The 14,885-nt window shown below is 41.0% G+C and carries 14 protein-coding genes and 1 pseudogene; 12 read left to right on the top strand and 3 right to left on the bottom strand.

Annotated features, from left to right (window positions below):
* The gene (gene argF, locus N9I19_RS12555; RefSeq protein WP_061465999.1) at positions 1–951 is read left to right on the top strand and encodes an ornithine carbamoyltransferase; all 951 of its coding nucleotides are present in this window, start codon (positions 1–3) and stop codon (positions 949–951) included.
* 273 nt (positions 952–1,224) lie between these two features.
* Positions 1,225–1,404 carry a YjzC family protein gene (locus tag N9I19_RS12550; RefSeq protein ID WP_061462081.1) on the top strand — a complete coding sequence of 60 codons (180 nt, stop codon included), beginning with the start codon at positions 1,225–1,227 and terminating at the stop codon, positions 1,402–1,404.
* Between the two features lie 53 nt (positions 1,405–1,457).
* On the opposite strand, the gene N9I19_RS12545 is transcribed toward N9I19_RS12550, so the two are convergent.
* Entirely contained in the window at positions 1,458–2,216 is a 759-nt protein-coding gene (locus N9I19_RS12545) for an IclR family transcriptional regulator (RefSeq protein WP_317777961.1), read from the bottom strand.
* A 405-nt stretch (positions 2,217–2,621) separates the two neighbouring features.
* On the opposite strand from N9I19_RS12545, the gene N9I19_RS12540 reads away from it, so the two are divergent.
* The 5 genes and pseudogenes from N9I19_RS12540 to clpB all read left to right on the top strand — a co-directional run bounded on the left by N9I19_RS12540 (position 2,622) and on the right by clpB (position 9,355).
* Complete coding sequence (locus tag N9I19_RS12540; RefSeq protein ID WP_284471462.1) at positions 2,622–3,569, top strand: fumarylacetoacetate hydrolase family protein; 948 nt, start codon at positions 2,622–2,624, stop codon at positions 3,567–3,569.
* A 1-nt stretch (position 3,570) separates the two neighbouring features.
* Positions 3,571–4,062, top strand: coding sequence for a DinB family protein (locus N9I19_RS12535; RefSeq protein ID WP_317777960.1), 492 nt, complete (start codon positions 3,571–3,573; stop codon positions 4,060–4,062).
* 30 nt (positions 4,063–4,092) lie between these two features.
* Positions 4,093–5,205, top strand: coding sequence for a cupin domain-containing protein (locus tag N9I19_RS12530; RefSeq protein WP_317777959.1), 1,113 nt, complete (start codon positions 4,093–4,095; stop codon positions 5,203–5,205).
* 124 nt (positions 5,206–5,329) lie between these two features.
* Entirely contained in the window at positions 5,330–6,529 is a 1,200-nt protein-coding gene (locus N9I19_RS12525) for an FAD-dependent monooxygenase (protein ID WP_317777958.1), read from the top strand.
* Positions 6,530–6,763: 234 nt separating this feature from the next.
* Positions 6,764–9,355, top strand: a pseudogene (clpB, locus tag N9I19_RS12520) (ATP-dependent chaperone ClpB).
* An 80-nt stretch (positions 9,356–9,435) separates the two neighbouring features.
* Here the strand turns inward: clpB and N9I19_RS12515 are convergent.
* Positions 9,436–9,627: a YjzD family protein gene (locus tag N9I19_RS12515; RefSeq protein WP_061462088.1), complete on the bottom strand. Its 192-nt coding sequence runs from the start codon at positions 9,625–9,627 to the stop codon at positions 9,436–9,438.
* Between the two features lie 296 nt (positions 9,628–9,923).
* Between N9I19_RS12515 and N9I19_RS12510 the strand changes: the two genes are divergently transcribed.
* The 3 genes from N9I19_RS12510 (at position 9,924) to N9I19_RS12500 (ending at position 12,038) form a co-directional block, all read left to right on the top strand.
* Positions 9,924–10,646: a hypothetical protein gene (locus N9I19_RS12510; RefSeq protein ID WP_061462089.1), complete on the top strand. Its 723-nt coding sequence runs from the start codon at positions 9,924–9,926 to the stop codon at positions 10,644–10,646.
* A 102-nt stretch (positions 10,647–10,748) separates the two neighbouring features.
* Positions 10,749–11,582: a Rossmann-fold NAD(P)-binding domain-containing protein gene (locus N9I19_RS12505; RefSeq protein ID WP_061462090.1), complete on the top strand. Its 834-nt coding sequence runs from the start codon at positions 10,749–10,751 to the stop codon at positions 11,580–11,582.
* A 273-nt stretch (positions 11,583–11,855) separates the two neighbouring features.
* Positions 11,856–12,038 (top strand): ComZ family protein, encoded by a 183-nt coding sequence (locus N9I19_RS12500; RefSeq protein WP_061462091.1) that lies wholly within the window; start codon positions 11,856–11,858, stop codon positions 12,036–12,038.
* Between the two features lie 42 nt (positions 12,039–12,080).
* Here the strand turns inward: N9I19_RS12500 and N9I19_RS12495 are convergent, their stop codons facing one another.
* Positions 12,081–12,302: a hypothetical protein gene (locus N9I19_RS12495; protein ID WP_089363674.1), complete on the bottom strand. Its 222-nt coding sequence runs from the start codon at positions 12,300–12,302 to the stop codon at positions 12,081–12,083.
* A gap of 201 nt (positions 12,303–12,503) precedes the next feature.
* Between N9I19_RS12495 and N9I19_RS12490 the strand changes: the two genes are divergently transcribed.
* Together N9I19_RS12490 and fabF are read left to right on the top strand one after the other, a co-directional pair.
* The gene (locus N9I19_RS12490; protein WP_317777957.1) at positions 12,504–13,439 is read left to right on the top strand and encodes a beta-ketoacyl-ACP synthase III; all 936 of its coding nucleotides are present in this window, start codon (positions 12,504–12,506) and stop codon (positions 13,437–13,439) included.
* A gap of 53 nt (positions 13,440–13,492) precedes the next feature.
* A complete protein-coding gene (fabF, locus tag N9I19_RS12485; protein WP_317777956.1) occupies positions 13,493–14,728 on the top strand; it encodes a beta-ketoacyl-ACP synthase II in 1,236 nt (411 codons plus the stop codon).
* Positions 14,729–14,885 lie beyond the last annotated feature (157 nt).

Genomic DNA, 14,885 nt, shown 5'->3' with positions numbered 1-14,885 from the left:
ATGACGACACCGACACAAGCGAAGATTTTAAATGGAAAAGACTTTTTGACCATGAAGGAGTCAACACCCACTGCGATAGCGGATTTATTAAAGCTGGCACAGACCATTAAAGGCAAATTGCAAGCTGGCGAGGAATATACACCTTTAAAAGGGAAAACGCTGGGGATGATCTTTGAAAAATCGTCTACCCGTACCCGTGTTTCTTTTGAAGTTGGCATGATGCAGCTTGGCGGACACGCTTTGTTCTTAAGTGGTAATGACTTGCAAATTGGACGCGGGGAAACTATTTCCGATACTGCAAAAGTCCTTTCCGAATATATTGATGGGATCATGATTCGTACCTTCGAGCATGAAAAAATCCTAGAGTTGTCGGAAAATGCTTCTATCCCAGTCATCAATGGGTTAACAGACCTTGCACATCCTTGTCAGGTACTTGCTGACTTCTTGACGATCATCGAGATAAAAGGGCAGCTAAAAGGCCTGAAGATGAGTTATATCGGAGATGGCAATAATGTTGCCAATTCATTGATGGTCGGCTGCGCAAAAATGGGAATGGATTTTTCCATTGGATGCCCTGAGGCCTACAAACCTGATGAAAAGGTCGTTGCCTATGCTCAAAAAGTGGCAGAAGAGACTGGCAGTGAAATTGTGGTGACAACCTCAGCTTCAGAAGCTATAAAAGATGCGGATATCGTCTATTCCGATGTTTGGACCTCCATGGGGCAGGAAATCGAGAATAGTATTCGCTTAGAAGCCTTTAAAGATTATCAAATCAATAGTGAACTTGTGAAACATGCCAAAGAAGATTATTTATTCATGCACTGCCTCCCTGCTCACAGGGAAGAAGAAGTAACAGCTGAAGTCATCGATGGACCGAATTCCGTCGTTTTCCACCAAGCAGGAAATCGTCTTCATGCCCAAAAGGCGGTTCTAGTGGATTTAATGTCTTAACCAAAAAAGTGTCTGCTCAGAGAGAAGTCGCTCAGTTTGTAGAAAAAAAGGTTTCGGAATGGTCCCATTCCGAAACCTTTTTGATTTTATTTGTAGCAGTTAGAGAAATAATAACTGGATGGATCAATACTTGGGTCTACCAGTCTAAGTGTCTGCTCAGAGAACAGACGGTTTTTTAATTCAGCCGAATTTCCTGTATTCCTTAATTTTTCAGACATGAAAGAAAGTAACCTGGTAATAATAACAAGGAAAGCATGTAAAGGGGTGAAATCTATGGGGCAAAATCGTCAATTTAAGCCAGGCCAGAAGGCACCTAATAATGGGACCTATGTAGAAATCGGTGAAACGGGCAGCACGGTAGTGAATCCGAAAATGGTTAAGCTTGATGCAGGGGATGCCTTTCCTGAAACGTCTAATCATAACCGGATATGGACATATCAGCGAAAGCCATGAAAAATTAAAAAGCAGGAAAAAGGAATGATCGCCATCCTTTTTCCTGCTTTTTTCTATTCAGCGGTAAAACCGAAAATTTTCGAAATTTCCAAATAGCTCTTTCTTAAATAATGGCTTAAGGGATCTTCGTAATGATTTGGAATGCTTTCAGTGAATCCAACGGCAGTGATCGCTCCCAATAATTCTGAATTATAATTAAAAACTGGAATGGACATGGAGGAAACAGATGGTACAAGAGGCTCTTTGGCAAAAGCTATTTTGTATTTCCGAATTTCATCATATTCATTTGTTTCTTTAAGGAACGAGCCTGTAACATGACGATCTTTTTCAATCCAGTCCGCTGTCAAGGAAGGATCTTGAAATACTGTGAATACTTTTCCTGAAGAGGATGATGGGGGGAGACGCGTACCTAACTGGGCCCCGATGTTTAAGTTTTGGTTGGAATTCCATATTTTTGCCGTGATTGGTCCATCGTATGTCCAGACGGAAAAAAGGACTGTGCAAGAGGTATGGTGACTGATTTCCTGTAAATAAGGGGTTATTCTGTTCGTGACGTCCTCATTTCCGATGGCTGCCATGCCGTATTGAATCAATTTGCTCCCAAGGTGATACATACCTGTTGTCTTATCACGATAAAGTAACTCGAGTTGAGTCAAAGTATTCAAATATTTATAGAGATTACTCTTCGTTATTTCCGTTAATTCTTGAATATCAGAGAATCTTAAAGGATTTCTTTGGGAAGCAAGTAAATCTATAATGCCCATACCTATTTGTAATGATTGGATTGTCGAACCAGATTTTACGATTTCCATATGTCAATCTCCCTAATCAGTTTAATTTAGGTCTAGTATATCAGAATCTTTAAAATTTAAATGAAATTTAGCAAGAAAAACCGGAGGCTGCTTGAAGCTATCAATATACTTTCCTTTTAAATAAATAACTTTAGCGGACCATTTTATTGATTCCGAAGTAGTCATAATGGTGTAGATGATAACATTTGCACAAAAATTTGCAATACTTTCTTGACAATATTCCGAAAATTAAGTTATTATTTATATAAATAGTGAACAATGTTATCTATAAGTGAAATTTGTAGATGCACAGTCATTCATATTCTGGTTTGTGAAGTAAATATAAAAGAATTATCCCGCAAATTAGGATCGTGGCATCAAGAAGAGGTTTTTTAAAAAATCGAGATTAATAAAGGAGAATGAAATATGAGATTAGTAACTTTCAGCATTCAAGGATTTAAACGTATTGGTGCAATTTACCCGAATAATGTAGTAGTTGACTTGAACTATGCCTATCAAGCGCTTCTGGAAAGCGAAGGGAAACTTCGCAGTGAACAAATCGCTGAGGCATATGTACCTGCAACAATGGAGGCATTTTTAGAGGGAGGGAATGAAAGCCTTTCCATCGCTAAAAAGGCTGCTGACTACGCAATTAACAATCGTGATTCATTCAGACATAAATTGATACATCCAATTGAAGATATAAAGCTTGAGGCACCTGTCCAAAAGCCAGGTAAAATTATTTGTGTAGGACATAACTACCGTGAGCACATTGCTGAAATGGGCCGCGAATTACCGCCATTCCCTGTGGTATTCGCAAAGTTCGCCAATGCAGTAATCGGTCCGCAGGATGACATTCCGTTTTTCCCGATTTCTGAACAACTGGATTATGAAGCGGAATTCGCTTTTGTAGTCGGACAAAAGGCACGTAATGTTTCACAAGAAGATGCACTTGATTATGTAGCGGGTTATACAATTGCCAATGATGTTACGTATCGTGATATCCAAAGGCGTACACTTGAATGGCTTCAAGGGAAAACGGTTGAAGGAAGTGCTCCGATGGGTCCTTGGTTAGTCACATCCGATGAACTATCCGATCCATCTGGCTTAAATGTCCGATTAACTGTAAATGGTGAGGAACGCCAAAAAACGAATACATCCAACTTCGTATTCGATGTGAAATATTTAGTTGAATTCTTATCGAATTTAATGACGCTTGAACCTGGTGACATCGTTCTTACAGGAACACCTGGTGGGGTAGGAGTAGCCCGTGATCCACAAGTGTTCTTAAAAGATGGTGACGTTGTCAAAATCGAAATCGACAAAATAGGTTATCTTGAAAACCGTGTTCGACGTGTCGGGGAGGGAAAATAAAATGGCTTATCAAGAGATCGGGATATCAATCCAATCGGTTCAACAATCAATCGACCACATTCTTGAGACAGCCGCAAACCTTCCGGAAGGGACGATCCGATTAAAGCCTACAGAGGAGGAATGGTCCATCATGCAGATACTTTCCCATTTAGCTGAAGCCATTCCTTATTGGTTAGGTGAAGTGGAAACGGTAATAGCAAAGCCTGGGGCCAAATGGGGGCGTGGATTGCAAGATCCAGCCCGATTGGCAGCAGTCGGTGATATTGACAAACTTGATGTTGATGATGTCTTGAAGCAAGTGGAGGAGCTTAAATATGAAGTAGAGAGCAGGCTTGGGAATTTAGAAGAAGAAGCACTCTCTAAAGAATCGCCACACCGGAATTTCGCTAAATTCGGAAACAAACCAGTTTCTTATATTGTGGATCACTTCATCGATGAGCATGTTTCAGGACACTATGATCAAATCAAGCGAAATCTTTCTAAAATCAAGTGAGGAAAGATAAAAAAGAAAGTAGGGATTAATATGGCTGAAAAATCGGAATACATGAACAGTACAATCGTAAAAGATTTTACAAAGGATATCCAGCAGTATAACCTTGGGCCTCTGTGGGAAGCCATTCCCGCCCTGATGGACCATGAACCTAAACCTCATGCCCATGCTTATTTATGGAAAGAAGAGCTTTTGACAAAAAAGTTGATGGAAGCAGCAGAAATCTTCACACCTGATCGAGGAGGGGAGCGCAGGGCCATTTATTTTCAAAACCCTGGCTTAACTTATCGTCAGCCATGGGGATGGGCTTCGACAACACAAACGCTTTACGCAGCTGTTCAGCTGTTGTTGCCAGGTGAAGTGGCTCCTTCCCACCGCCACTCTCAAAGTGCTCTTCGTTTCATTACGAATGGTGAAGGTGCCTACAGCATCGTGCAGGGAGAAAGGATCTTCATGGAAGAAGGAGATTTCTTGATCACGCCGAAAAACCTATGGCATGGTCATGGTCATGTTGGCGAAAAACCGATGATTTGGATGGACGCCCTTGATATTCCAACTATCTATTCCATAGGTGGCACTTTCTTTGAACCATACCCAGACCGGATTGAAACGCCTAAACGGCCGGATAATTTTTCGGAGCTCCGTTATCAAGGCGGGATGGTTCGTCCAGTATCCGATCGTTATTCACAAGTGGCACCGCTTGCCAACTACAAGTGGAAAGGAACCAAAGCAGCGATAGAAGGATTAATGAACTTTGAACCAGATCCATATGAAGGTTTTGCAGTGGAATATATCAATCCTTCAAATGGACAAACGGCCAATCCGACGATGGGGGCATGGATGCAGAAACTTCCAAAAGGTTTCCATACCAAAGCACATCGCCATACCCATTCCACAATCTATCAAGTGCACCAAGGTTCAGGCTATACGGTCATTAATGGAGTGCGTTTTGACTGGTCCAAGGGAGATTATTTCGTCGTTCCGAATTGGGCTTGGCATGAGCACATTGCAGAAGCGGATTCTTACTTATTCTCGGTAAACGACCTACCGATAATGGAGAGATTCGATTTAGAACAGCAACAGGCATTTGACGCAAACAATGGTTACCAAAAGGTTGAAAGTGAATTCAGGCCGGTTTTGGTTTGAAAATAATCTGTTTGCAGCTTTCATCTTGTTCCTGATGAATATATATGCCAGTCGAATGAAAACGCTTACTTATATATTGTTTCGCAACTTTGGCTAAAAGCAACTAATTTAGGGGGAATTGAAGATGAACACAGAAAAAAAACCATTCATCGTTATCGGTGGGGGAATTGGCGGATTGGCAACTGCTTTAGGAATCGCAGAAACAAAACAGTATGTAAAAGTCTTGGAGCAAGCTCCCGAATTTGGTGAAATTGGTGCAGGGATTCAGCTTGCAGCAAATGCCACCAACGTTTTACAGCGTTTAGGCGTCATGGATAAAATCAATGAAATTGCAGTATTTCCAAAAAGATTGGTGCTGATGGATGCCTTTTCCGGCAAAGAGCTTTCCGCTTTGGATTTAGGTGATGTTTATAAGGAAAGATATGGAGCACCGTATGTTGTTTTGCATCGTTCCGATTTGCATAAAGTACTGGCTGAAGCCTGTGAAAATAACCCGTATATCGAACTGGTAACGAACCAAACGATTATTGATACAGTGGAAAATGAAGGGGAAGTGACGGTTACTTCTGCCAATGGGTCCCAACATTCAGGAACGGCTGTCATCGGAGCTGATGGATTATGGTCCAAAGCACGGAAACTTTTTGTCGAAGATCAACCGGCCTGCTCGCAATATGTTGCATACAGAGGAGCGATCCCGATGGAAGAGGTTACGAGCCATGGAGATTTAGATGATGTATATATGTGGATTGGACCAAACCTTCATCTTGTTCAGTACCCGGTTAGAAGGGGGGAACTATACAACCAAGTAGTCGTGTTCAAAAGTTCTCAATACACGGTAGAAAACGAAAAAACAGATCAATGGGGAACCCCGGAAGAAATGGACCGTATATTTGCCGGAACTTGTGAGCTTGTTCAGAATGCGATTTCATTTATTCAACGACAACGCCGCTGGCCGATGTATGACCGATTCCCAATTGATAATTGGACAAAAGGAAGAATTACGCTTACGGGCGATGCTGCACACCCGATGCTTCAATACTTGGCACAAGGGGCTTGCCAGGCGTTAGAAGATGCAGCTTATTTGTCGGATATGCTTCATAAGCATGGAAATAACATTGAACAGGCATTTTTGGAATATCAAGAGGAACGCATTCCGCGTACGGCTAATGTTCAAACAAGCGCAAGAATGTGGGGGGAAATCATTCACAATACGACCGATGCAGGCATTCTGCTCCGAGATACGATTCTTACAGGTCGCACGGACAAGGATTTCCAATTCGTCGATCAATTTCATGGTTACAATAAAACGGCCGTGAAAGCATAATCCGTTTTGTTTCATCTAAATACTGTGCTAAGGGATTTTATGCATTTTACAAATGGGTCTGCCTTTCTTCTATATGAAGAAAGGTTTTTTTCGTTTATCCTCCATACCTCCCTGCATTTTTTATAACTTTCCTTTACATGGGGGAAATTAGAAGTATAATGAAAATATAAAGGTCAAAGTTGGTCAAACCAAGTGTGAATTCGTTCATGATATAGATGAATGGGAGGTTTTAAGATGGATATGAATAAAATGACGGAGAGAACCCAACAGGCATTCATTGGCGGCCAGGAACTAGCCAAAGATAGAGGGAATCCCGAGCTGACGGAGCTTCATTTATTAAAGGCCTTAATGGAACAGGACGAAAGTTTATTGATCAGGATTTTATCGGAATCTGATAAACCGATGAATCAGTTTGATATAGGGCTTAATAGAGAATTGGATCGATTACCGGAAGTGAGTGGGAGTGTTTCCGAGGTTTACATGTCATCCTCCTTACAAAAAATTTTGACGGTTGCCGAAAAAGAAATGCAGAAGTGGGAAGATGAATATTTATCTGTGGAACATTTGCTGCTGGCGTCCTTGAAAGGCAATAACACGAATATAAACAGACTATTCTCATCACATGGAATCGATTACGAAAAAGCAAAACGGATTATACAAGATGTAAGGGGGAATCAGCGGGTGACTAGTCAAAATCCTGAAAGCACATATGAAGTACTGAAAAAATACGGCAGAGATCTTGTTGCTGAAGTTAAATCAGGGAAGGTCGATCCAGTCATCGGTCGTGATGCGGAAATCAGAAACGTCATCCGGATCCTATCACGTAAAACAAAAAATAACCCCGTATTAATTGGAGAACCTGGTGTTGGTAAGACAGCGATTGTCGAAGGATTGGCGCAAAGGATCGTCAGGAAGGATGTCCCGGAAGGATTAAAGGACAAAACCGTTTTTTCACTAGATATGAGTGCACTTGTCGCAGGGGCAAAATTCCGCGGTGAATTTGAGGAACGTCTTAAAGCGGTATTAAATGAAATTAAGAAGAGTGATGGAAAAATTCTTTTATTCATCGATGAACTGCATACAATTGTCGGTGCTGGCAGAACGGATGGCGCACTTGATGCAGGGAATATGTTAAAGCCGATGCTTGCGCGTGGCGAGCTGCATTGTATCGGTGCAACAACCCTTGATGAATATCGACAATATATTGAAAAAGATCCGGCTCTAGAACGTCGTTTCCAACAAGTTCTGGTTCCGGAACCAGATGTGGAGGATACGATTTCAATTTTGCGTGGGCTAAAAGAACGGTTTGAAATTCACCATGGTGTCAGGATTCATGATCGGGCGATCGTGGCTGCCTCTGTCCTTTCGAACCGATATATAACGGAGCGATTTCTGCCGGATAAAGCAATAGATCTTGTGGATGAAGCCTGTGCGATGATCAGAATGGAAATCGATTCAATGCCATCTGAGTTGGATGAAATCACGAGAAGGGTCATGCAACTTGAAATTGAAGAAGCGGCCTTGAAGAATGAAGAGGACCCTCAAAGCAAAGCTAGACTGGAAGTGCTTCAAAAAGAACTCTCAGAACTCAAGGATCAAGCGAATGGCATGAAAGCCAAGTGGCAAATGGAAAAGTCGGCGCTTCAAAAAGTGCAGGATCAACGTGAGGAACTTGAGAAGTTGCGTCATGAACTGGAACAGGCAGAGAATGACTATGACCTTAACCGAGCAGCGGAACTTCGGCAATGAAGGATTCCACAGCTTCAAAAAGAGTTGGATGCCATGGAAGATGAATTGGAAAAGGAAAAACAGGAATCACGGTTGCTTCGCCAAGAAGTGACGGAGGAGGAAATTGCCTCGATCGTTGCAAGGTGGACGGGGATTCCTGTAAGCAAGCTGGTGGAAAGTGAAAGGGAAAAGCTGCTTCGACTATCTGAGATCCTTCATGAACGCGTAATAGGTCAAGGGGAAGCGGTGGAACTCGTATCCGATGCTGTATTAAGGGCAAGGGCGGGAATTAAAGATCCAAACAGACCGATTGGTTCATTCATTTTCCTGGGGCCGACGGGTGTGGGTAAAACAGAACTCGTAAAAGCTTTGGCAGAAACGTTATTCGATAGTGAAGAACATATGATTCGTATCGATATGTCGGAATATATGGAGAAACATTCCGTGTCCCGTCTTGTTGGTGCACCTCCTGGATATGTTGGATTTGAGGAAGGAGGCCAACTAACGGAGGCAGTTAGGAGAAACCCATACTCGGTCGTATTATTGGACGAAATTGAAAAGGCGCATCCGGAAGTCTTCAATATTTTGCTGCAAATGTTGGATGACGGGAGGATAACAGACTCCCAAGGTAGAACCATAAACTGTAAAAATACAGTGATCATCATGACTTCAAATATCGGTTCCCATTTCTTGTTGCAGTCCAACCGAGTGGATGGTGGAATTGAAGAAGAGATAAAAGATCAAGTCTTTAAAGAATTAAGAGGGCATTTCCGTCCGGAATTTTTGAATCGGGTAGATGATATTGTTTTATTCAAACCGCTTACTAAACAAGAAATCGTTGAAATCGTAGAAAAAATGGTTTTTCAATTACAGGTAAGGTTAACTGAACAAAATATAAACCTTAATGTCACTGAAGCGGCCAAGGAATTCATTGCGGACCAGGGATATGATCCTGTATATGGGGCCAGACCGTTGAAGCGATTCATCCAAAAGCATCTGGAAACGAAGATCGCCCGTAAAATCATAGCTGGCACAGTTGGACTGAATGAAGAAGGAATAACGATTGATTATGATGATGATGAATTGGTCCTCATATAAAAAATTTGAAATGGAGTTTAACCGTAAGCAAAGTACGGTTAACAAAAAGGACATCCTCAATGGATGTCCTCTTTTGCTTCTTAATGTTGATGAGAGTCTTTTGCTGGCCCAGCAGGCAAAATAGCAGGGATGATGCAAATCAGGATAGCAGCAGCTAATCCTAAAATCGTTCCCTGTTTAGCATCGTATGAAACTCCGATCATGGAAGAAACAACATATACAGTCATATGCACTAATAAGAATGTCCAAAAAATTGCCCAAGCATAACGCATCGAATTTCACCTCATTCCACTACATTCATTTTTATCTTACCATAATTAATATACAGTTAAAACGTGTTTTTAATAATAACCTTTAAATAATTCATACATTAAATCATAAGAGAACTTTTCAGGCACAGTCCAGTTGGTAGCAAACGTCAAATGGAAAATCATAGGACCCAATATAAAACAAAATCATCACCATTTGGTTAATTTGGGATAAGAAGTTAGGTATTTCCACTGACCCTTTCTATTTTTCATCATAAATTAATATAGTAGTAGTAATATTCCTTAAAGGAGTTTGACCGATGGAACAACGAACTTTTCAAATTGATGACCAATGGAATATCATCTATTATCCAGAGCGGCCCAGTGGTTTTTCCGTATTGGTAATTGGAGACCGTAGTCATTTTGTCGAAAAAGACAGCAGCTTTTGGCTGCAGCATCCTGGCAGGTTGGAGATATTGGAATATTTAAAGGAATACGGATACACGCTATTTTCATCCAATTTTTACGGAGCCAACTGGGGAAGCCCAAAAGCATTGAACCTTTCCCTTAACCTATATATTCTCTTCATGAAAAAAGAAATAGTCAATCAAAGGGTTCATATATTGGCAGAGGGGTCAGGAGCGCTCCTTGCCTTAAAGCTAATGAATGAACTTGGAAATAAAATACGTTCAGTTGTATTGATTGATCCGGTTTTTTCCTTGAAAGCACAACTGGAGAAGGAAAAGGAAAATAAGTTCTTCTATAAAAAATGGCTGTCCGAGGTCGCTGCTGCATACGAGCTCGATCCACCAGAATGTGAACAGCATATTATGGACACTGAAGATCCAGTGATTGCTGAGAAAATCCCCATGAAAGTTATTCAGGTTTTTGGAAGCATGCGGAAAGAGCAAGCCTCCCTTTATCGGCAAATCCAACTGGCTAGAAAAGCAGACTTGCAGCTGACGTATTTATTACCGGAAAAACGGTATAAAATACCCTATCAAATACAGAAGTTTTTCAATGAGAATGAAGAGTCTTTATGAGAATGGATATATTTCTACAATAGTTTGCATACGATACAGCATCTAAAAAAACTAGACGTGCCGGATGAAGTGGGCTGGATGGCATACGAGGGGGCTGTATTTATGCAAACATACATTGTAATAGGCGCTTATCAATTTGTGGGATTCTATGTGGCTCAATACTTTTTGAACCAAGGGGAAGAAGTAATCGGAATTGATTGGACTGATTCCGAAGCAAGTAAATATATTATGGAAGAAAAGGAACTTGAAATAGGTAGAAGTTCAAATTATATTTACTTTCCGATAAATAAACTTAAATTATTGGATATTACAAAGCAGGACACTGTGTTCATATCTTGTTACGATATTCAAAGCGGAAAGATGGGTAAAATCGATTTTCTTATAGACGAAATCGTTTTCTTTATTGAGAAATGCAAAAAAAATGGCTCGAATGAAACGCCAAATTTTGTTGTTTTCATGCCAATTGAAGAAGAGATCAGTATTTTTCAATCCATATTAAGCTCGATTCGTGGAATTGATTCTGCAAAAATCATATTTTTACCCACGATTTATGGACCTTGGCAATCGGAAGGCATGAGCTTTGAAGCTGGGATCAATCAACTTGGTCAGTCTGATATCAAACCGGCGATTGCTAACGAATATACTGGGGATGCTCTCTTCATCACTGATTTTGTGAATGCTTTGGAAGAAGTGCTTGCTTCTTCTTCCGATAGGGATATCCAATTGTGCAGCAGTATAGATGATCATTGGAATAAATGTGCCAAGCTAATATTTGGTGAAAGTTTGGGTTCATTCAATTCCCGATCAACAACTAAAATCAATAAAGGATCAATATTTGAGGTGCCTAGCAAAATAGATCCAGAAGAAGGCATTGCTTTACAAAGAAAACATAATAAACGATTAAACTTACTTAAAAAGTGGAGAAAGCGTGATTGAAGAGGGAATGGCTGGTTAATCCGGATAATCAAATTTGAGGGCAATTATTAACAAAGAACATTCGAATCACAATTTTTTTGTGATCGAGAACTTTCGTTATTTAAGAAGGTCAAAACTGTATATTTGCCTCTAACTTATATGTTTTGTACTATAATGTTCAAGGACCGAAATTAATATCAAATGATATTCATGATTTTATATTTATGCCCTTTACGAAAGGGACATCTGGAATTATGATAATATTGATATTCAAATGATAGGGGGAAACACAAAATGAGTTCAGATAAAACTCTTGAATTTATGGGGATCGCCATGAAGTACTTCCCTGAGGCTAAAGCGAAGCTTGAAGCAAACGGGATTCCATTCTCAATGGAGATGGCAGAGCCATTCATGGAGCTCTTTAAAAACGTAATGCAAGAAGCTTATGAGCTTGGGAAACAAGATGCTCAGCGTTAATTAAACGTAGGCTGTCCAAATAAAAGGACAGCCTGCATTTGTTTATTCTTTTTTCAAGAACTTGGCGATCAAAGGGTTCAGATTAATTTTATCAATGGCCGGTTTGTATTGACCGTATAAGCCCATCAATGTTTCAACGCTCTCCATCAATTGCATGTAATCAACATTCGATTCCTCTTGTTGGGGTTCACTTTTCCTGCCAAACATCAAATTCGAAAAATGATCATCCTGGTTACTCCGGTTGTTGTGATTGAAGATGTCCACAATAATTCCTCCTTTTCTCCTTTTATTTATAATGTATGTCCCTAAAATCCCTTGGCATAGGCATTTGTCCGACTTCAGTAACGGATTCTTTTATCCTTTCAAACTGTTATCTCTTGCAAGGAGGTGTTTTTTTATATAAAATTAGTACCAGGTAATAATAGATGCTTATAATAACTCATTAAAATATAAGGGGATGGCAAAATGAACGCTGGAATACTAGGGCTTGGCCGCTACTTACCCGATAAAATCGTTACAAATGCGGATTTAGAGAAAATGATGGATACCTCTGACGAGTGGATCCGGACTAGGACAGGTATAGAGGAAAGAAGAATTGCCAATGATGACATTGAAACATCAGATATGGCTTATGAAGCCGCAAAAGCTGCATTGGCAAATGCAAAAATTTCGGCTGAAGAGATAGATTTAATTCTTGTAGCTACTGTTACACCGGATCAGTCGTTTCCTTCTGTCGCGTGTATGATTCAAGAGAAATTGGGAGCGAAAAGTGCAGCTGCAATGGATGTAAGTGCTGCATGCGCTGGTTTTATGTATGCAATGATCACTGCACAGCAGTTCATTAAGACAGGTGCATATAAGCATGTATTGATTATCGGTGTTGAAAAACTTTCGAAGGTAACCAATTGGGAAGACCGCAATACTGCTGTACTATTTGGTGACGGAGCGGGTGCAGCTGTACTTGGACCTGTTTCGGAAGGCAAAGGGATCCTTGCCTTTGAATTAGGCGCAGATGGAACTGGTGGGAAGCACTTATTACAGGATGGAGATTTCATTCATATGAATGGACGTGAAGTATTTAAATTTGCTGTCCGTCAGATGGGGGAATCCAGCCTAAGTGTGTTGGATAAAGCTGGATTAACAAAAGAAGATGTGGATTTGCTTGTACCGCATCAAGCAAACATACGCATTATGGAATCTTCAAGGGAACGCTTGGGTCTCCCGATTGAAAAAATGACAAAAACGGTTCATAAATATGGAAATACTTCTTCAGCGTCCATTCCAATGGCCCTTGTGGAAGAAATGGAAGCAGGAAGAATCAAGGACAACGACCTAATTATCATGGTCGGTTTTGGTGGTGGCCTTACATGGGGCGCTATCGCTCTTAGATGGGGTAAATAAAAAAAGAAGAAGCAAAACATAAAAGCTTTAAAAAAAGGAAGGAGCCATTTCTAATGACTAATCGTCGTGTAGTTGTAACAGGTATTGGAGCAATATCACCAGTTGGTAATGATGCAGAAACTGGATGGAAGAATATAATCGAGGGGAAATCAGGAATAGGTCCTTTAACTCGTTTGAATGCTGAAGAATTCCCTGTTAAAGTTGCTGCTGAAATCAAGGAGTTTGATATAGAGACATATATTAATCGTAAAGAAGCGCGTAAGATGGACCGTTTTACCCATTATGCAATTGCTGCGTCCGTTATGGCATATAATGATAGTAAGCTGGAAATAACGGATGAAAATGCAGCACGTGTCGGAGTCTGGATCGGTTCGGGTATCGGTGGGTTGGAGACACTTGAGACACAGCATGAAAACTTTTTAAACAGAGGGTATAAGCGGGTGAGCCCATTTTTCGTACCAATGATGATTCCGGACATGGCTGCTGGCCAGGTGTCTATCTTACTGGGTGCTAAAGGAATCAATTCATGTACGGTAACAGCCTGCGCAACAGGAACAAATTCAATTGGTGACGCGTTTAAAGCCATTCAACGGGGCGACGCCGATGTGATGATCACAGGCGGAGCAGAAGCGCCAATCACAAAAATGTCGGTTGCGGGCTTCTGTGCAAATACGGCTTTATCGACCAACCCTGATCCACAAACTGCTAGCCGTCCTTTTGATCTGAATCGTGATGGATTCGTAATCGGGGAAGGTGCAGGGATTATCGTTCTGGAAGATCTGGAACATGCATTGAATAGAGGGGCCAAGATTTATGCTGAAATAGCTGGGTATGGATCAACTGGAGATGCTTTCCATATTACGGCTCCGGCACCTGGTGGGGAAGGCGGGGCAAGGGCGATGAAAATTGCTATTGAGGATGCAGGTTTGAATCCGGAAGACATCCAATATGTGAATGCCCACGGAACGAGTACGCCATACAATGACAAATATGAAACAATGGCAGTCAAAGAAGTCTTTGGCGATCATGCTAATAAACTAGCATTAAGTTCAACTAAGTCCATGACAGGCCATATGTTAGGGGCAGCCGGTGGGGTCGAAGCAATATTCACGATTCAGGCAATCAGGGACAGCATATTGCCTCCAACGATCAATATTGAAACACCAGACCCTGAGTGTGATTTGGACTATGTTCCGAATAAAGCAAGGAAGTGCGAAATTAATGCCGCCATCAGCAATTCACTTGGATTCGGTGGACATAACGCTACTATTCTTTTCAAAAAATATTAATAAATTAAATTGAAGTAAGAGCAGATCTCTTGGGATCTGCTCTCAGACTGTAGACAAACTCGATGAAAATCGAGTTTGTCTATTTTTGTGCGCCCGGCATGGGTGCAATCTATAGGGTGAAAGTCCCGAACCATGAAGGCAGTAGTAGTGGTTAGCT

This window comes from Peribacillus sp. CSMR9 (assembly GCF_033141925.1).
Taxonomy (GTDB): Bacteria; Bacillota; Bacilli; order Bacillales; family DSM-1321; genus Peribacillus; species Peribacillus simplex_A.
Note: the sequence above shows the minus strand (reverse complement) of the source record. Positions and strands in the feature narration are given on the sequence as shown.